At 37.1% G+C, this 18,164-nt stretch carries 21 protein-coding genes; 8 read left to right on the top strand and 13 right to left on the bottom strand.

All coding sequences use genetic code 11. The features are described from left to right. Nucleotides 1–423 precede the first annotated feature (423 nt). Nucleotides 424–933 (bottom strand): acyl-CoA thioesterase, encoded by a 510-nt coding sequence (locus tag F0365_RS04460; protein ID WP_169932591.1) that lies wholly within the window; start codon nucleotides 931–933, stop codon nucleotides 424–426. 209 nt (nucleotides 934–1,142) lie between these two features. Between F0365_RS04460 and F0365_RS04455 the strand changes: the two genes are divergently transcribed. Beyond that, nucleotides 1,143–1,844: a hypothetical protein gene (locus F0365_RS04455; protein ID WP_169932590.1), complete on the top strand. Its 702-nt coding sequence runs from the start codon at nucleotides 1,143–1,145 to the stop codon at nucleotides 1,842–1,844. Nucleotides 1,845–2,076: 232 nt separating this feature from the next. Here the strand turns inward: F0365_RS04455 and F0365_RS04450 are convergent, their stop codons facing one another. After that, on the bottom strand, nucleotides 2,077–3,618 hold the full coding sequence (locus F0365_RS04450; RefSeq protein ID WP_169932589.1) for a ribonuclease E/G: 1,542 nt from the start codon (nucleotides 3,616–3,618) through the stop codon (nucleotides 2,077–2,079). Between the two features lie 268 nt (nucleotides 3,619–3,886). Beyond that, the gene (locus F0365_RS04445; protein WP_169932588.1) at nucleotides 3,887–4,177 is read right to left on the bottom strand and encodes an HU family DNA-binding protein; all 291 of its coding nucleotides are present in this window, start codon (nucleotides 4,175–4,177) and stop codon (nucleotides 3,887–3,889) included. Nucleotides 4,178–4,308: 131 nt separating this feature from the next. On the opposite strand from F0365_RS04445, the gene mutY reads away from it, so the two are divergent. The 6 genes from mutY to F0365_RS04415 all read left to right on the top strand — a co-directional run bounded on the left by mutY (nucleotide 4,309) and on the right by F0365_RS04415 (nucleotide 9,488). Continuing rightward, the gene (mutY, locus tag F0365_RS04440) at nucleotides 4,309–5,352 is read left to right on the top strand and encodes an A/G-specific adenine glycosylase (RefSeq protein WP_169932587.1); all 1,044 of its coding nucleotides are present in this window, start codon (nucleotides 4,309–4,311) and stop codon (nucleotides 5,350–5,352) included. A 119-nt stretch (nucleotides 5,353–5,471) separates the two neighbouring features. Then, entirely contained in the window at nucleotides 5,472–5,978 is a 507-nt protein-coding gene (locus tag F0365_RS04435) for a single-stranded DNA-binding protein (protein ID WP_169932586.1), read from the top strand. 61 nt (nucleotides 5,979–6,039) lie between these two features. Next, nucleotides 6,040–7,341 (top strand): gliding motility-associated protein GldE, encoded by a 1,302-nt coding sequence (locus tag F0365_RS04430; protein WP_169932585.1) that lies wholly within the window; start codon nucleotides 6,040–6,042, stop codon nucleotides 7,339–7,341. Further along, complete coding sequence (gene gldD / locus F0365_RS04425; protein WP_169932584.1) at nucleotides 7,326–7,895, top strand: gliding motility lipoprotein GldD; 570 nt, start codon at nucleotides 7,326–7,328, stop codon at nucleotides 7,893–7,895. Before F0365_RS04430 ends, gldD begins: the two co-directional genes overlap by 16 nt. A gap of 67 nt (nucleotides 7,896–7,962) precedes the next feature. Beyond that, nucleotides 7,963–8,502 carry a hypothetical protein gene (locus F0365_RS04420; protein WP_169932583.1) on the top strand — a complete coding sequence of 180 codons (540 nt, stop codon included), beginning with the start codon at nucleotides 7,963–7,965 and terminating at the stop codon, nucleotides 8,500–8,502. Between the two features lie 86 nt (nucleotides 8,503–8,588). Continuing rightward, nucleotides 8,589–9,488: a DMT family transporter gene (locus F0365_RS04415; protein WP_169932582.1), complete on the top strand. Its 900-nt coding sequence runs from the start codon at nucleotides 8,589–8,591 to the stop codon at nucleotides 9,486–9,488. Here the strand turns inward: F0365_RS04415 and F0365_RS04410 are convergent. Further along, nucleotides 9,485–9,841, bottom strand: coding sequence for a hypothetical protein (locus F0365_RS04410; RefSeq protein WP_169932581.1), 357 nt, complete (start codon nucleotides 9,839–9,841; stop codon nucleotides 9,485–9,487). The genes F0365_RS04415 and F0365_RS04410 overlap by 4 nt on opposite strands. Nucleotides 9,842–10,184: 343 nt before the next feature. Here F0365_RS04410 and rsmI point away from each other — a divergent pair, with 343 nt between their 5' ends. Further along, complete coding sequence (rsmI, locus tag F0365_RS04405; protein WP_169932580.1) at nucleotides 10,185–10,853, top strand: 16S rRNA (cytidine(1402)-2'-O)-methyltransferase; 669 nt, start codon at nucleotides 10,185–10,187, stop codon at nucleotides 10,851–10,853. A gap of 473 nt (nucleotides 10,854–11,326) precedes the next feature. On the opposite strand, the gene F0365_RS04400 is transcribed toward rsmI, so the two are convergent. The 9 genes from F0365_RS04400 to F0365_RS04360 all read right to left on the bottom strand — a co-directional run bounded on the left by F0365_RS04400 (nucleotide 11,327) and on the right by F0365_RS04360 (nucleotide 18,129). Then, a complete protein-coding gene (locus F0365_RS04400; protein WP_169932579.1) occupies nucleotides 11,327–12,088 on the bottom strand; it encodes an exodeoxyribonuclease III in 762 nt (253 codons plus the stop codon). A 156-nt stretch (nucleotides 12,089–12,244) separates the two neighbouring features. Beyond that, a complete protein-coding gene (locus tag F0365_RS04395) occupies nucleotides 12,245–13,327 on the bottom strand; it encodes an isoaspartyl peptidase/L-asparaginase family protein (protein WP_169932578.1) in 1,083 nt (360 codons plus the stop codon). A gap of 49 nt (nucleotides 13,328–13,376) precedes the next feature. Further along, nucleotides 13,377–13,778, bottom strand: coding sequence for an alternative ribosome rescue aminoacyl-tRNA hydrolase ArfB (arfB, locus tag F0365_RS04390; protein WP_169932577.1), 402 nt, complete (start codon nucleotides 13,776–13,778; stop codon nucleotides 13,377–13,379). Further along, nucleotides 13,778–15,331, bottom strand: coding sequence for a DUF4301 family protein (locus F0365_RS04385; protein WP_169932576.1), 1,554 nt, complete (start codon nucleotides 15,329–15,331; stop codon nucleotides 13,778–13,780). The genes arfB and F0365_RS04385 overlap by 1 nt, the downstream gene beginning before the upstream one ends. Then, complete coding sequence (locus F0365_RS04380; protein WP_169932575.1) at nucleotides 15,328–15,888, bottom strand: AAA family ATPase; 561 nt, start codon at nucleotides 15,886–15,888, stop codon at nucleotides 15,328–15,330. The genes F0365_RS04385 and F0365_RS04380 overlap by 4 nt, the downstream gene beginning before the upstream one ends. Further along, nucleotides 15,849–16,478 (bottom strand): nicotinamide riboside transporter PnuC, encoded by a 630-nt coding sequence (gene pnuC, locus F0365_RS04375; RefSeq protein ID WP_169932574.1) that lies wholly within the window; start codon nucleotides 16,476–16,478, stop codon nucleotides 15,849–15,851. The genes F0365_RS04380 and pnuC overlap by 40 nt, the downstream gene beginning before the upstream one ends. After that, the gene (locus F0365_RS04370; RefSeq protein WP_169932573.1) at nucleotides 16,478–16,738 is read right to left on the bottom strand and encodes a hypothetical protein; all 261 of its coding nucleotides are present in this window, start codon (nucleotides 16,736–16,738) and stop codon (nucleotides 16,478–16,480) included. Before F0365_RS04370 ends, pnuC begins: the two co-directional genes overlap by 1 nt. Nucleotides 16,739–16,769: 31 nt before the next feature. After that, nucleotides 16,770–17,501: a geranylgeranylglyceryl/heptaprenylglyceryl phosphate synthase gene (locus F0365_RS04365; protein WP_169932572.1), complete on the bottom strand. Its 732-nt coding sequence runs from the start codon at nucleotides 17,499–17,501 to the stop codon at nucleotides 16,770–16,772. Further along, nucleotides 17,494–18,129 carry a 4'-phosphopantetheinyl transferase family protein gene (locus F0365_RS04360; RefSeq protein WP_169932571.1) on the bottom strand — a complete coding sequence of 212 codons (636 nt, stop codon included), beginning with the start codon at nucleotides 18,127–18,129 and terminating at the stop codon, nucleotides 17,494–17,496. Before F0365_RS04360 ends, F0365_RS04365 begins: the two co-directional genes overlap by 8 nt. Nucleotides 18,130–18,164 lie beyond the last annotated feature (35 nt).

The following is an 18,164-nucleotide window of genomic DNA, read 5'->3' as shown; positions in this document are numbered from 1 at the left end:
TCAACGATTTCAGATTTGCTTACTATTGCGTAAATGAAAGAGTCCCGATGCTTGGTGGAGTTATAGTACAAGCCTTTTTATAATTATCGAGAGTCTATTCTCCTTTCCACTTTTTTGCATAGACACAAGAGCAAACAGCTCTCTGTTTAGACTTGCATTAGATGAGTTTTTTAGGAGAGGAATGCATCCTACAGATTTCATCGCAGCCTGAGCTAGGATAAAAGCAGGAGTCGTGGATACGGAGTCGACTCAATTAGGGTACCCTTGTTTCTTAAAAAGCAAAGCTCTGTAATGTCAGTTCGAGCTATAGTCGAGAATTTCTGCGCGGGAATGGGGTGCTACCAACTTTGATAAATTCAGTAAAACCTTATTCTTTGTCGGAGTACCCTAAAGGAGTTATAGGATTTTTATAAGACCTAATTTTTATTCAAAAAGTGCTTTCAATTCTGTAGCGTCTTTTGCTTTCATTTTTCCTGCAAGGACAAGACTCAGTTGCTTGCGTCTCAATGCCGCATCGTAACGTTGTTTTTCTATTTCAGTTTCTGGTGTTATAGGAGCGACTGTAATAGGTCTTCCAGTGTCATCTACGGCTACAAAGGTGTAGATGGCTTCATTTGCTTTGGTGCGCTCGCCGCTTTCGCGATCTTCTACCCACACGTCCATATAAACTTCCATCGAACTCTTAAATGCCCTGCTGACTTGTGCTTCTATAGTAACTACACTTCCCAGAGGCACCATTCTATTAAAGGCTACGTGATTTACAGATGCCGTTACCACAATACGTCTGGAATGTCTCCTTGCTGCGATACTTGCCGCTCGATCCATACGTGCCAATAACTCACCACCAAATAAATTATTCAGCGGATTTGTCTCACTAGGCAATACCATATCGGTAACCGTAGTAAATGATTGTGATGGTGTTTTAGGTTCCATAAAGAGCAATTTTTTGCAAAGGTACTCGCTATTAAAGAGTGTACTTGTTTATTTTAGAAAAGTTTGTTAGTATATTGATGTTCTTAAACCGCCCTTCTTCCATGGTACTATCTAAGAATGTTAATCGCTTTTTGTTTTTTGTTTTTTACTTAATTCTCTTTAATAGCTGTTCAACTTCACAAGTAAGGAACGATTACAAAATGCTCCATTTGAAAAATCACGTGGCTACCCTGAAAATTAAACAATTTAATGCAGTCCAAGAAAATGGAAAAATAGAAGCTCAAATCATCGAACAGGACGACAAATCAGTCGCTATAGCCATAGATACGTATTTCTGTTTTGATAAAGATGGAAAGACAATAGAGAAACAATGGTTTATGAATAGTGTCCTAGTTCGACGTTTTGAATATAAATACGATCAAGATTCTTTTTTAAAAACTAAAAAGGAATTCAATTCTAAGGGGGAACAAGATGTTACCACCTACTATTATTATCAATTTAATAATAAAGGTCATGTCATAGAGCAAAAAGCAGTGAGTGAGGAAACGGAAGAAGATGCTTATATCAAACTAAGTCGCTTTGAAAAAGGATTTAAAATTACAGAAGAGTACTATTACCCAGTAAACGATAGTCCAACAGAAAGAAAGGAGTTTGAATATGATCAACAAGGAAGAACTATAAAAGAGATTACTTATTATGATGACAGTGAGCTGGCCGAAATCAATACTAATCAATACAATGAAGCCGGTTACCTGATAAAAACCACCAATTTCTATAAGCAGGAAAAACTTACTGAGATTTCTGAGATGGAGTATCTCGAATTTGATACAAAGGGAAACTGTACCAAATTATTGATTAGAGTAAACCGCATTCCTCAAACGATTAGTAAAATGGAATACACCTATTATTAGAGGACATTTTTGTGCGGCTGTGTTTAGAATATAAAAGGCCCCTCTTTCTCGCACTAATTTAGCATCGAATTTTTCGTAAAATAATCGTAAAGCGAATAAAAGCAGTATTCTAAATTTGTTTGCGGGGTATGATAGTTCAAGCTTTATTTAGCGAAAGCGAAATTCTCAGAAAAGCCCACAAAAAAACGCCTACAGATCAAAGCCTGTAGGCGTTTTATAGTTAGTTAACTTTTTAAGTAAGATCGTTACCGTCTTTATCTTTGAAATTGTATTCTAGATAAGTATAGGCATCTCTAGGTACTACCTTGATCCATTTTTGGTGGTTCATAAACCACTTTGATCTGATAGAAGGATAACCTTTAGTTATAAAAGCCGCAATAAAAGGATGCGCATTCAGCGTTATCTTTTTTACACCAGCTTTAAGGTGTCGTTCTAATGTTTCGGTAATTTCCTGAATGACGAGAATTGGAGCTTGTATCTCTTGTCCGTTTCCGTCAGGATTTTCCTCACGAGTTTTTATATTTACTTCTTGCCTTACACGCTGTCTAGTGATCTGGATCAAACCAAATTTACTAGGAGGAAGGATCTTATGCTTTGCGCGGTCATCTGCCATTTCATCTCTTATGTGCTCATAGAGTTTCTTGCGATTCTCTGCTTTGCGCATGTCGATAAAGTCTACTACAATAATTCCACCCATATCTCTAAGCCTTAACTGGCGTGCAATCTCAGTTGCAGAGATCATGTTGGTTTCTAGTGCGGTATCTTCCTGGCTGTCAGCTTTATTAGATCTATTCCCAGAGTTGACATCTATAACATGCATAGCTTCTGTATGTTCTATAACAAGGTAAGCACCTTTGCTCATAGAAACAGTACGTCCAAATGATGTTTTGATTTGTCGTTCGATACCAAATTTTTCAAAAACAGAGGTTCTCGGGTTGTGGTACTTTACAATGGACTCTTTATGTGGGGCAATAGTTTTCAAATAGTTTTTAATTTCTTGAAACACCTCTTCATCATCAACGACAATGGAAGTGTACGTATCATTAAAAACATCTCTCATAAGGGAATTGGTACGACTTACTTCAGTCATAACCTTTGTCGGGAATGGTGCCTTGTGTATCTTATTACACATGGTATCCCATTTTTCAACAAGATTTTGTAAATCTTGGTCCAGCTCTGCTACGAGTTTACCTTTAGCAACTGTGCGCACAATAACGCCAAATCCTTCAGGTTTAATGCTTTTTACAAGTCTTTTTAATCTGCTTTTTTCTTCACGATCTTCTATCTTTTGGGATATAGAAATTCGGTCAGAAAATGGAACGAGAACAACATACCTACCTGGTAAAGAAAGCTCGGCACTTAGACGAGGACCTTTGGTTGATATAGGTTCTTTAACTACTTGAACAAGAATAGGTTGTGTAGGCGATACTGCATCTTCAATAGCACCGTGTTTTTCTATGTCTTTCTCAAATTTGATATCTTTAAGGGTAAAATTTTTGCGTCTACCGCTCAAAACTTGTTTGGTAAATTTAAGTTGGGTAAGGTATTTAACACCTAGGTCGTGATAGTGTAAAAAACCATCTTTTTCATAGCCTACATCTACAAACGTAGCGTTGAGGCCAGAAAGAACCTTGCGTGACTTTGCAATAAATATGTCACTTACCGCAAACTTAGTTTTTTCTTCATCTTTATGTAATTCGACTAGTCTACCATTTTTAGTAAGCGCATAATCGATTTTTGTAGCACTGGAACGGATAATAATTTCTTTATCCATAATTCCTGTAATGTTTATAACCTTACTTTTTCTAACGATTAGAAATAGTAAAGTATGTTTATAATTATATAGTACAAGCAATTTGCTGCTTGTACAAAAAACGAGTTATCATTTGTAACTCTATGTCAAAGAACTATTAAAATACAAAAAGTAGTCTAAGACTACTTTTTCTTTTTGTGACGATTAGCACGACGACGTTTTTTACGTTTGTGCGTTGCAACCTTATGTCTTTTTCTTTTTTTACCGCTTGGCATATCTCTTATATTTTTTACTTAACTTTTACGTTTGATTTTACTCCGTCCACAAATATCTTTGCAGGTTTGAATGCTGGTATATTGTGAGCAGGAATTTTAATAGTGGTGTTCTTTGAAATGTTTCGTCCAGTCTTTTCAGCTCTAGTCTTTACTATAAAGCTACCGAAACCGCGTAAATATACGTTTTCTCCAGTTTCAAGAGAGTCTTTCACTTCATTCATGAAAGATTCTACAGTTGCCTGCACATCAGTCTTCTCCATTCCCAGCTTGTCTGAAATTTTAGATACGATATCTGCTTTAGTCATTTGTTAGATTTAATTTAATTAGGGTTAAATTTAAATAGCGTGCAAATATACCCTAAAAAACTAAATATGAAATCCTTAACCGATTAAAATTTAAGAAGATATATATTGCGGGTCTCAAATTTACTCATTTTATGAACTTTTCCAGGCAACTTATTGATTGGTACGGAGTTAACAAAAGAACACTGCCCTGGAGAGATACAGAAAACCCCTACTTTATATGGTTAAGCGAGGTGATTTTACAGCAAACAAGGGTTCAACAAGGCCTTCCTTACTATCAAAGTTTTGTTAAAACCTACCCGACGGTAGAGAAACTCGCTGCTGCGCCTCAAGATGAAGTGCTTAAATTATGGCAAGGTTTAGGCTATTATTCCAGAGCTAGAAACTTACAAGCAGCTGCTGTACAAATAGTGGAGAACGATCTTAAATTTCCAGATAACTACAAGGATCTTTTAGCTCTAAAAGGAGTTGGCGACTATACCGCAGCAGCAATAGCAAGTTTCGCTTATAAAGAAGTCGTTCCCGTAGTGGATGGTAATGTGTATAGAGTACTATCCCGCTTGTATGGGGTGTCAACTCCTATAAATATTCCTTCAGGGGTAAAAGAATTTAAGGAACTTGCTACAAAACTGCTTAATCAAAATGATCCTGCAACACATAACCAAGCGATTATGGAGTTTGGAGCATTGCAATGCACTCCTAAAAAACCTGTTTGTAGCTCCTGTCCTTTTAAAATGGAATGTGTGGCTTTTCAAGAGGATAGAATAGGAGAGTTGCCTTTGAAATTAAAGAAAACCAAGGTGAAAAGCCTTTTTCATCATTATGTGGTCGTAGAAACTCCTACTGGGAAAACTATTATGCACCAGCGTGATAACAGTAGCATTTGGGCAGGGCTATTTGAGTTTCCTTATATAGAAGCAAATGGGGCTCTATTATCAAAGGAGGTTACTGATCATGATGTGTTTAAAGATATTGTGGGTAAGTCTCGCTTTCGCGAAAGCGCATACAACCAACAACCTATTATCCATAAACTATCTCATAGAAAGATTCACGCGTACTTCTGGATCGTGAAAGTGGAAGAAGAACTGGAAACTGCCGTTTTTGTAGAAGAAGCATTTGAAAAACCAGTTCATGTTCTAATGGATCGATTTATGAAAGAATTCTGGCAAAGGAACTAAAAGTATTTCGTAAATTAGACCTCCTAACGATCTAGCGATGTGGGCGTTTTTCATATCTTTGACGACTTTTTTAAACACCATAAAAAACACTATTTCTATAAATTCAATACAAACTAATTATGGCAGGTACCGTTAATAAAGTGATTCTAATAGGTCACACAGGAGATGAAGTGAAGATGAAATATTTTGAAGGTGGTAATTGCATAGGAAGGTTCCCTCTTGCTACTAACGAAGAATATGTAAACCGCAGCACAGGAGAACGGGTATCTAATACAGAATGGCATAATTGTGTCGTGAGAAACAAAGCTGCTGAAGTTTGTGAAAAGTACTTAAAAAAAGGAGATAAAGTATATATAGAAGGACGTATTAAAAACAGACAGTGGACTGGAGAAGATGGACAGCAACGTTACACAACAGAAATCCAAGTGCAAGAGTTTACATTTTTAACTCCTAAAAACGAAGCCTCCACACCTGTTGGGCCAGAACAAAGTGCTCCAGCGCAGCAAATGCAAAAACCTCAACAAGCTCCGGCTGCTTCAGAGCAAAAAGAAACAACGACTAATTCCTACAGCGAGCCACAATCCAGCAGCAGCAGTGTAAACGAAGACGATGATTTACCATTTTAACTTAAAAAGAATTAATTCACACTAATTGGATATTGACTCACCGCATTTTCTTAGCGTTTCAATGATTTCCAGCGGAGATCAATTGATGTATTTAATAATTTTTATTTTATTGCTTATTTGTAGCGCCCTAATAAGCGGGGCTGAAGTGGCGTTTTTTAGTCTTTCTAATACGGAATTAGATGATGAAAGTGAAGACTTTCCCAGACGTAGTATTGTTAAGAAGCTCCTTGATAGGCCTAAAAAACTCCTGGCAACTATATTAATTGCAAATAATGCGATCAACATCACGTCAGTATTGATATTTGGAATTCTCAGTGATACTTGGTTCAAAAATGTAAAGCCTATTGCTATCGATTTTGGCTTTCCATTTGACCTGGATATCAGGTTTGTTATTGAAGTCGTAGTGGTGACCTTTTTGATTTTGCTTTTTGGCGAGATTTTCCCAAAGGTTTACGCTAATCGTAACCCAAAAGGATTTGCCAGTTTTATGGCGATACCTGTTAATATACTAGATAAAATATTTAGCTTTATCAGCTTACCGATGCGTTATGTGACCTTGCAAATACAAGATCGTTTAGGAAGTAAGAAATCTAACATAACGGTTTCTCAACTATCACAAGCATTAGAACTTACTGACGGGAACGATACTACAGATGAAGAACAGCAGCTCCTTCAGGGAATTGTAAGTTTCGGTAATACGCATACAAAAAATGTAATGCGCAATCGTACAGATGTGTTTGCACTAGATGAAAGTCTGCCTTTTAAGGAAATTATCCCGCAAGTTATTGAGCATGGTTACTCGCGCATACCTTGCTATAACGAAAGCATTGATCAGATTACGGGAGTCTTGTACGTGAAAGATCTCCTACCTTATATAGATCGTAAAAATTATGAATGGAGAAAGTTGCTTAGGGAAGCCTATTTCGTTCCAGAAAATAAAAAGCTAGATGATCTCTTACAAGAATTTCAAGAGAAGAAAAAGCACATCGCTATAGTGGTGGATGAATATGGAGGTACTAGCGGTTTGATTTCGCTGGAGGATATTATAGAAGAGATCGTTGGAGACATCAGTGATGAATTTGATGAAGAAGATCTGATTTACTCAAAGCTGGACGATAAGAATTACGTTTTTGAGGGTAAAACACAATTAAAAGATTTCTATAGAGTTTTAGACCTAGAGGAAGAAGATATCGCAGTATTTGATGGTGGCAAAGGAGAATCTGAGACCCTTGCAGGGTTTTTACTAGAGCAAACCGGTCACTTTCCTAGAAAACTAGATCAAATAACTTTTCACAACATGACCTTTCTAGTAGAAGTCATGGATAAGAAACGCATTAAACAAATAAAATGTACACTAGCTTAAGAATTCTATTTGTATTGTTGATTTTCATTGGGATTTCCAGTTGTAATGATCAAAAGGTGTTACCCAAGCCTAGCGGTCAGTTGGCACTTGATTTTCCAAAAGGGAATTATGTGAATTCAGATCATGTAAATTGTCCCTTTTCTTTTGAAGTAAATGAATTTGCAAGAGTACTATCTAAAAGCGATTGTTCTATGAAGATCGAATATCCTGGCATGGATGCAACGGTATACCTCAACTACAGACCTATACAAAACAACCTCAGACAACTCCTCATCGACGGACAAAAATTATCCTACGAGCACAATCAAAAAGCAGATGTTATAGCAGACTTTCCCTTTGTTAACAGACTTAATAACACCTATGGGATGATGTATGAAATAGAAGGGGATGCTGCTTCTAACGCTCAATTTTATGTGACTGATAGTACCAAACATTTTCTTACCGCTTCCCTATATTTTTATACACAACCTAACTATGATTCTATTCTGCCAGCGGTAGACTATGTAAAAAGTGATATGGTAAAAATGATGGAAACCTTGAGGTGGAAAGAGTAAAATATTCTCTAGAGGGTATTTGGAGACTGTAAAATTTATCTTACATTTATTTTAAATTATAAATTATATGAAAAAAATTAAATTACTTACGTGCGTTTTTATTTCAGTATTAGCAACTGTTACTACATCTTGTAGTAATGATGACGATGCTGTTGATGATACTCCTATTGCAGTTGCTAATGAATTTACTTATGATGGTGCTACCTATGCACTGTCTCAGGGTTTTCTAGAGGATTATGGGGATAATGGAAATGGTTCTTATGATTTTGACATAACTTTACTTAGTGATGATTTTACATTAGATACTGTAAACCAATCAATCACAGGTACTGGAGAGGCAGTTTACTTAGACTTAAATTCAGATAATATGACCGACTTATCTGACGGGACTTATATTTTTGCAGCAAATAGAGATGCATTTACTCTAGTAGTAGCTGGTATATTTATAGATTACAATATAACTGCAGAAACTGGAACCCTAGTGGAAGCGACAGGCGGTGAGGTTATCTTGAGTAAATTAGGCACTACTTACACTATTAGTTTTGATCTTACTACAGCTGCAGGCGATATTACGGGTAGATATGAGGGTACATTAACAAGATTATAAGGCATTGAAATCACAAAAAAAGCTCAAGATGAAAATCTTGAGCTTTTTTTGTGATTAAAAAGTCCACCTTTGCGCCTTTAAAAATTATGGACAACTCTAAATTAAAGTACGTATACCTTGTCATTTTAAGCTTAATTTGGGGTTCCTCTTTTATCTTGATCAAGAAAGCATTAGGTGAAGAAAACGGTGAGCTGGTATTGCAACCTTTGCAATTAGGAGCTTTGCGCACCATGATTTCTGGGGCTATTCTTATTTCCATAGGTTGGAAATCATTTGCTGCAACAAGTAAAAAAGACTGGCCGTGGCTAGCGCTTTCAGGATTACTTGGTACCTTTTTCCCAGCTTTCTTATTTGCATATGCACAAACTGAAATCGATAGCGCTATAAGTGCCATCCTTAATTCTACCGTTCCATTAATTACGTTAGTTATGGGCGCAGTTATTTTTGGTATTTCTTTCTCGCGTAACCAATTGATAGGAGTTGTCATAGGTCTTGCAGGAGCAGTAGGCTTAGTTTTGGCGGGTATGGAAAGCCATCCAGAGCAAAACTATCTTTTTGCAGGGCTGATACTTATCGCTTGTTCCTGTTATGCTAGTAATGTAAATATTATTAAAAGATACCTTCAAAACATCAAACCTCTCGCTATTGCTACGGGAAACTTTGTCTTTATAGTACCTCTGGCAACTATCGTTTTCTTTAGTGCAGATGGTACTTCCATTGATTTAGAAAGTCCAGCGGTACAACAGAGCTTTATGTATATTATTACTTTGTGTATTTTTGGAACTGTAGCAGCTAAAGTTATGTTCAATAAATTAGTGCAAATGACCTCTCCAGTATTTGCAAGTTCAGTTACTTATTTAATGCCAGTGATAGGCTTGACATGGGGAATTCTAGACGGGGAGCTTTTTAATATCTGGCAAATTGCTTCTACTGGCGTAATTATTTTTGCGGTGGTATTAGTTACTAGGGAAAAGAAAAAGGCTTAATCAATTATTTCACTAACCATCATATAACTCACTATAGCTTCTTTCATCAACACAGATTGTTCTCCAGCTTTAAGTGATGGCAGTTTTTCTTTTACGATATAATGTGGCCATTTATCATCATCATAGTGAGAGAATTCATAGTAACCATATGGTTCTAATACTCGACATATAGCTATATGCATGAGCTGTAATTTTTCATCTTTTTTGAACTTGCGATGCAGTTGCCCCAATTCTTGTACACCTATTATAAATAGAATCGCATCAAGATCCATTTCATCTCCATCTGCAAAACGTGATTGAAAGAACGCTACGGTGCGCATCCATCTGTCTTTTAATTGCTCATCTCTACTCATAAGGCAAAGATACTTATAGAAAGCTGTTCAAGCCATAATATCTCTATTTTAATTCTGTTTTCAGGTACAATCAAATTGCCTTTAAAAAGCTATTTTTTAAATAATTTAGAAAGTGAAAAGCGTATGTATTCCTCCTTAATATACCCTTAATAGGGTATTTTGTAAACCATTTCTCTCGCTTAATTTTGAATCGCAGCTAAACAAATAGTTAGGGATGTTTATTTAGTTGAAATCCATCTAGCGTTTAAGCCTGATGGATTTATATTTTAGAGGTGTCGAGAGGGTCTTTTAAAGTGCTTTCTTCCGTGCTAACTTTTCTATCTTTGTAGAATAAATCACACTTATGAAACTCTACCTAGTTCCTACACCTATCGGTAATTTAAAAGACATGACCTATCGAGGAGTAGAAGTATTAAAAGAGGTAGATGTCATACTAGCAGAAGACACAAGAACCAGCGGTAAATTATTGCAACATTATGGGATCGCTACCCAAATGCTTTCTTATCACATGCACAACGAGCATAAAATAAGTGATCACATAGTAAAAAGAATTCAGGCGGGAGAAACCATGGCGCTAATTACAGATGCTGGTTCACCAGGAATAAGCGATCCAGGTTTTTTACTAACTCGTAAACTGCTAGAAAATGGAGTAGAGGTAGAATCCCTACCCGGTGCGACTGCTTTTGTTCCTGCACTTACCGTTTCCGGTATGCCCTGCGATAAATTTGTATTTGAAGGATTTCTACCAGTAAAAAAAGGAAGGCAAAAACGTCTTGAATTTCTTAAAGAAGAGACTAGAACTATTGTTTTCTACGAGTCTCCTCACAAACTATTAAGAACCTTAGCCGACTTCAAATTACACTACGGAGAAGAACGACAAGTTTCTATCTCTCGAGAGATTACCAAGATGTATGAAGAACATTTTAGAGGTACGGTAACAGAGGCTATCACTCATTTTGAGCTTAAAAAGCCCAGAGGTGAGTTTGTTGTTGTGCTGGAGGGCTTTTCTTGATTATTTCAATCTAATTTATTGTCGACAGTTCTTTTTCTAATCAAATTAAAGATGACGGTTTATCAATTCATTATCAGGTTCTGATGGTGTAGCTCTTACTTTTCTAAAATAAAAAAACAGGCTCGTTTGCAGTTGTGATAATTTTATATACTCTGTGTCATTCCATTTGATTTTTCCTTCTAAGTCTCTAGCGGCCTTTACTGATTGATCAAAACCGTCTTGAAAACCATTAAAGAGTTAGACAAATTTATTGATCGCCCGAACACTATTATTTACTGGCGCATCTGATGTTTTTAAATTCTAATTTGATATAAAATCCACTTTTCTCTTTGGTCATTTCGGTGGTATAAAACCTAGAATCAAGCAACTTGTCATTTTATAAAATCTGGCTGGAGAAGTTATGTAAAATAACGAAAGTGTTTATTCCAATTCTGCCAGGGAGCGGCTAGTATAATCTTTATGTTTTTAAATTCTCAATCAATCTCCACCATTACAGGACAGTGATCACTATGTACTGCCTCACTTAGGATTACAGATCTTTTAACACGTTCCTTTAAACTGTCGTTTACCATGTGGTAATCTAATCTCCAGCCTTTATTTCTTGCTCGAGAACCACCACGGTAACTCCACCAAGAATACTGGTCTGGCTGATCGTTAAAGATTCTAAACGTATCTATAAAACCGCTTGCAACAAATCGATCCATCCATTCTCGTTCTTCTGGCAAGAAACCGGACGTGTTTTTTAAACGTATCGGATCGTGAATATCAATGGCTTTGTGACAGATGTTATAATCGCCACAGATCAATACATTAGGACGTTCTTTTCTCAGTTCTTTAGAATACTCTAGAAATTGCTCCATATATTCAAATTTGAAGCTCAATCTAGCATCATTAGTTCCGCTAGGTAAGTACATGCTCATGACAGATACATCGCCAAAATCTGCTCTGATATTTCTTCCCTCATAATCCATAGTTTCTATACCAGTTCCATATTCCACATGATCTGGTTGGATCTTAGAGATAATGGCTGTTCCAGAATAGCCTTTTTTCTGTGCGCTGTAATAGTATTGGTACTTATATCCAGCAGCAGTAAAAGCTTCCTTATCTATTTGATCTTCTTGAGCTTTTATTTCTTGTAAACAAAGTACATCGGGATTTGCAGCAGTAAGCCATGCGATAAATTCTTTCTTCATCGCGGCTCTGATACCGTTGACGTTATAGGATATGATTTTCATTGGTGTTTTATTTCAATTTAGAATGAGCAGATTGAAGTCTGCTACTAGTAATTTATTTTGTCGCCTGCGAAGTTCTATTTATTTAGCCGGATCTATTCGGTTTTTTCTTGTCTAAGAATTTTGAATTTTCAAAATTCTGAATACTTCATTCCTCATTTACTCCTTATACATACCAACAGTAAGTGTTCCCTGATCGTCCATCATCGCTCGATACATCCCTGCTGTATTAAATTCCATGGAGATATTCCCCAAATGATCTAAAGCAATAATTCCCCCGGTTCCACCTAGATCGACCAGCTTTTTTTGGATCACTTCTTCTGTAGCTTCTTCAAGTGTTTTACCCCCATATTCCATTAATGCGCTGATGTCATAAGCGACTTGTGCTCTTATAAAGTACTCGCCATGTCCAGTACTGGAAACCCCACAGGTGTTGTTGTTGGCATAAGTACCGCTGCCTATAAGAGGAGAATCACCTATACGGCCGTATTTTTTATTGGTCATACCACCAGTGCTCGTTCCTGCAGCGATATTTCCATTTTTATCTAGAGCGACACAACCTACTGTCCCATATTTAGAGTCTTTAATAAACGGATCTTCCAGTTCTAAAAGCGCTGTTTTTTGGTCACCTTCCTTTTCTTTTGCTAGAACTCGCTGCAAGGATTGGTACCTATTCTCTGTAAAAAAGTAGCTGTTATCTACTATTTCTATGTTTTCATCGCTAAGTGATTTAGCAAACTCGTCTGCTCCTGTGCCGCTCAGTAAAACATGTTCTGAATCGGTCATTACTTTTCTAGCAAGGGAAATTGGATTTTTTACGGTGGTTACTCCAGCAATGGCACCAGCATTTAAGGTCTTTCCATCCATAAAACTGGCATCTAAAGAATTGATCCCATCATGCGTAAATACAGCGCCTTTACCCGAATTGAATAAAGGAGAATCTTCCATAATTCTTATGCTTGCTTCTACCGCGTCCATAGCATCGCCTCCATTTTTGAGGATCTCGTGTCCTGCTTTTATAGCTTCCGATAGCTTTTCATTGTATTGAATCTCTAACTCTGGAGTCATGTTCTCCCTCTTTATTGTACCAGCGCCTCCGTGAATAACTATAGCAAATTCGTTAGTTCTTGCTTCTTGTAATTCAGATGTTTTAGAATCACTTTGGTCTGTTGATGAAACCTCTGGTTGTTGATTACAGGAAATCAAAATAAGGGATAGAATAAGGTAGGCGTAATATTTCATGTTGAAAGGATTTGTGATTAATAAGACTTTGCGTTTGATTTTTTAAATACTATGGATGTTTAAAATTGCGATCTTTCTTTTTTTCGCTGTGTTTTTTCTTATCGTTGAGCCGTTTGCGTTTCACGGCCTTGGGAACGGTTCTCTTCTTCCGTACTTTAGGAACAACGCTTGCCTTAGAAAGTGTTGCAATTAGTTTTTTAAATGCCAGTTCTTTATTTTTTGCTTGACTTCTAGATTCTTGGCAGTTGATTTGCAGCACTCCTTCTGTGGTGAGTTGTTTTGATAATGCAGTTAGGATTCTTTCGTGTTCCGCTTTCGCGAAAGCGAGACTATTCAAAACATCAAAATACAATTGAATTTTTGTGGCAACCTTATTTACATGTTGCCCACCTGGACCACTGCTGGTAACAGCTTTATAAATAACTTCTTTATGTAACAGTTCTATATTCATCAGTCCAGTTGATGCGCAGATTTTAATAAATCAGTCACTGTTTTTACTGGATTAAAAGTAATGAGGGGCACCTCGACAAAAATGGTATTCCAATAAGCCATGCCTCCATTCCACAAACCAGGAAGCTCTTGAGCTTTAATTTCTTGTCCCTGACGGGATTTGTAGGTGATAAAGCCAGTGTCCTCATCGCAGTATTCAGAGAGATCATACTTTTCTCCTTTATGATTTCGTACGTTACAAATAAGATCTACTGGATTGAAATGTGTTGCTTCTTTGGCGATTTTTTTCTGTCTTGGATCGCTTTTGTTCATTTGTGCCGTTTCCACGATTTCGATAGACAGTTCACCACGCTGATTGTGTACCCAGAAAGGGCCACCGCCAGATTCTCCCTCGTTCTTTACCATACCGCAAACACGAAGTGGTCTGTCTAACTGATGGTAAAGATGTTCGAGCTGGTAATTGGTTTTATATTTGTAATAGTCTTTAGGCAGCACAGCAGTTAGCTCTTCAGTCAAGAATTTTTCAATTTCTTCCCTTGTGGAATCTTCCATATCATTTTTCTCTAAAATGTTTAAGTATTCAAAGGTTTTTGTTCTTAAGTGCAACAGGTATCCTGCGAGAAGTTTTTTGTAATGGGAGGTTTCTTTTTCCAAACTGGAGATCGTTACATTATCAATATTCTTGATAAAAATAAGGTCAGCATCGATCTGGTTAAGATTGTTGATCAGTGCTCCGTGTCCCGCCGGTCGGAAGAATAAAGTCCCATCTTCAAAGACGATAGGATTGTCCTTCAAGTCCACAGCTAGGGTGTCTGTGGCTGGTGATTGATAGGAGAAATCGATGTCAAATTTTGTTTTGGTCCTTTTTTCGATATTCTTTTTGATCTGATCAAACTCTGCCGTAAAGGCATCTTCAAAAGCAGGAGCAATGGTAAAATGTAATTTGGCTTTTCCATTACTGGAAGCGTATACAGATGCTTCAAAGAGATGTTCTTCAAAGGCTGTGGCACTGTAGTCTTCGTATTTGTGAAAAGGAACAAGTCCTTTAGGCATTGCAGCATAGTTAAAACCAGAAGGCGTAAGCACTTCTTTGACAAAAATAGTTTCTTTTTCTGTTTTTGATTTGTTAGACCAGTCGGAGTTTTTCTTTTTTATGGACTCCATTATTTCAGTATAAAACGGCAAATCACGTCTACCTACAAGAAAAGTAAACAGATCATTTGCTTTATTGTTATTGATATAACTATTGATGCTCTGTTTGTTCTGGTTGAAATTATTAAGAAATTCATGTAGAAATTTAAACATGCGTGTTGCGGCACCACTGGCAGGAACAAATTTGATAATGTCTAGTTGATCCCTAGTAGCCTCATAATTAAAGATTAAGGCATCGACATCTAATTGTTTAATGGGCACAATTCCGTCATTGACGGTGGCAGCACGATTCAAAATCACTCCTGGAAAGCCGTTTTTAAAACGATAGAGTTGTTTTTCAAGTGTTTCTTTTGAGATTCCTTTTTCCTGAAGTTGTCTTTCTTGTATGGCGGTTAGTTTCATTTGTCTTTTAGCTTTTTTATTGCGGTGATGGCATTTTTAAAACGCTCCTCTCCTGCGCCACTAATTATACTATATTTTTTCTGAAAGTCTAGGAGTCCATTTTCAAAACGCTCGAACATCTGTTTCCTGTCTTCTGGTCTATCCCTTAAATCGTCTGCAACCCATGGAATGTCTACATCTAGGAGTAAATATAAGTCATAATCACTTTTTCTTGCAGCTTCTTCTAGTTCTACTGGTGCTTTATCAAAATAAGCTAAAGAATATACATAGGTTTCTAGTGCATCTGTATCGCAAAAGAGATGATTGTTTGCAGTAGTTAACGCATCATTTTCAGCTTTTCTTTGTCCTACTGCTATGGGAACCAAATCTTCATATTCACAAGATTTACCTGTTTGATCAAATTTTTCCTGCAGGTAATCGCGAGCAAATTCATCTACTTTTATAGTTTCAAAATGTTCTGTAAGCTGACGAGCAAGGGTGCTTTTGCCAGTACTCTCCGGTCCATAAAGAACGATTTTTACGCCTTTAAAGGCTGTTTGTTGAGGTATTTTTTCCATTCTTGGTAACCTTTCCAGGCGATGATCGAGAGAAATATAAATAAAAGTCCGGTCATTCCATAACCTTTATAAAAATATAAGGGAACTGAAATTACGTTAGCTACCAGTAAAACTAGCCAGTATTCAATCTTGCGCAATGCCATTAACCACATACCAACAAAAGCAATGCTTGTGGTCAGTATGTCCAGATAGCTTATCCAATTTTCAAACCGTTCAAATTTCCAATAAATAAAGTAAACAAATATTCCAGAACCTATACATATCGCTGATGATTTTAACCAGTCTAAATGGTCTGTTGTAGAAATAGGAGTGACTTTTTTGTTTTCATCTTTTCTAGTCCAAACGTACCAACCGTAGATACTCATGACAAAATAATAAATGTTGATGATCATATCACCCAACAAGTTCCATTCATTCAATAAATAAACAAATATCCCGGTGCTGATGATCCCGTAAGGGAATACGAGAACATTGTTTTTTAAAGAATAAAGCACGCTGATGATACTTGCTACGATAGCAATCGCTTCTAGAAGTATGTGCGTTGAACTGTACTCGCTATACTGTCCAAAAATAAATTCTAAAACCTCCATTAAAAGAAAGGCTCGTAATCATGACGGTCTGTCTTTACTACTTTTATATAAAAAAGAACAGCTTTAGTCTTCTCCATACTAGAATTTATTTCTTTAGTAAGAAACTCCATCATGGGAACAAATTCTCCATAAATTTGGGTCGCCAGCGGATTCTCTATAACTGTAAATTCAGAGCTGCGCAAGGTTTTTATAAAATCGATAATGTGTTGCTCATAATCGTCTTGAAGTGGCGACATGGTAAGTTCTATGGATGCTTTCATTTTTATTTAGATTTTTTATAGCTGTACAAAACTAGCCATTCCAATTGATATTCTCTTCAATTGCCGTTCCTACTACCACCATTTTTGCTCCAGCTTTGTAAATCGCTTCTATCTGAGCAATAGTTCTCAATCCGCCTCCAACAATTAACGGAACATTTATTTGAGCACTTACCTCCCGCACGATCTCTGTTGCTACAGATTTCACAGCGCCACTTCCAGCCTCTAGGTAAACCAGCTGATTTCCCATTAATTGGGCTGCATAGGCATGGTTTACAATATTTTCAACGTTGTTTTGAGGCAAAGGCAATGTTTTTGAAACGCATTGTACAGCTGTCTCTTTACCACCATCGATCAACAGGTATCCTGTTGGAACAATCTCTAGATGTGTTTCTTTTAACCGCCTCGCCGCATCTACTTGATGTTCAATCAAAAATTCTGGATTACGCCCGGAGAGAAGACTTAGAAATAATAGTCCGTCGGCATTTTCAGAGAGTTGTTCTGGTGATCCAGGAAATATAACTACAGTTGTGTCGGTGTGTTTCTTCAGTTCTTTTACCCATTCATCAAAGCCCGTATTTTCCATGCTGCTACCACCTACAAAGAAGAAAAATTGATCGATTTGCAATTTTTCTTTTAGAGAAGAGATAGTTGATGGTATCGCTTTCGCGAAAGCGGCAACAGCATCCAACGGCATTTTTTCTGGATCAATCAATACGGCAAGACTGCGATTTGCTTGCTTTATACTTATAAGTAAATCAGGCATTGCGGGAAGGAATTACGTATGCGAGCATAAAGTTTTCTACCTCTTTAAAAAACACATCAAATTTTAGGTTGTCATCTTTAAAAACAAGGCGTGCCACCGTTTCCTCGCTTTCCATAGTAAAAGACGCTACGAGGCAATGCGCTTTAAAACCCAGGCCCTTATGACCGTAGAGTTTGTACATAGACTCCTTAGCTCCCCAAACCACCGTAAGCTCTTTTACAGGATCTTCTAAAGAAGCAATAAAATTTTCTTCATAGCCTATAAACTTAGGAGCAATGCGTTTTATCTTATCACGCTGCTTCTCGATGTCTATTCCTATAGGTACATCACTGATGATAATGGCCGTAAATTCAAAACTGTGGGTGATAGATATGTACTTGTCATCAGTTAGATGCGGTTTTCCATGCTCTGAATAATAAAGGTCTAGATCGCTGTAACCAGCCTGTTTTAATAAGTGTCTTATGCTCAAAAAACCACGCCTGTGAAGCTCTGAACTCATCGTAGACAGTCTATTCACAGAGTTTTCGGACAGCTCTATGTCTGCTCTCAGAAAAGCTTCGGGCTCGGTGATTTTCCAGATAAAAATCTTAGTGTTCTCGCGGTTGTTAATGGATTGAAAAATTGGCATGAAAATTGGCTGATTTTGCGTAAGTTTGCACCCGC

Source organism: Nonlabens sp. Ci31 (genome assembly GCF_012974865.1).
Lineage (GTDB): Bacteria > Bacteroidota > Bacteroidia > Flavobacteriales > Flavobacteriaceae > Nonlabens.
The sequence above is the reverse complement of the archived record's forward strand: the minus strand, read 5'-3'. Positions and strand labels throughout refer to the sequence as shown.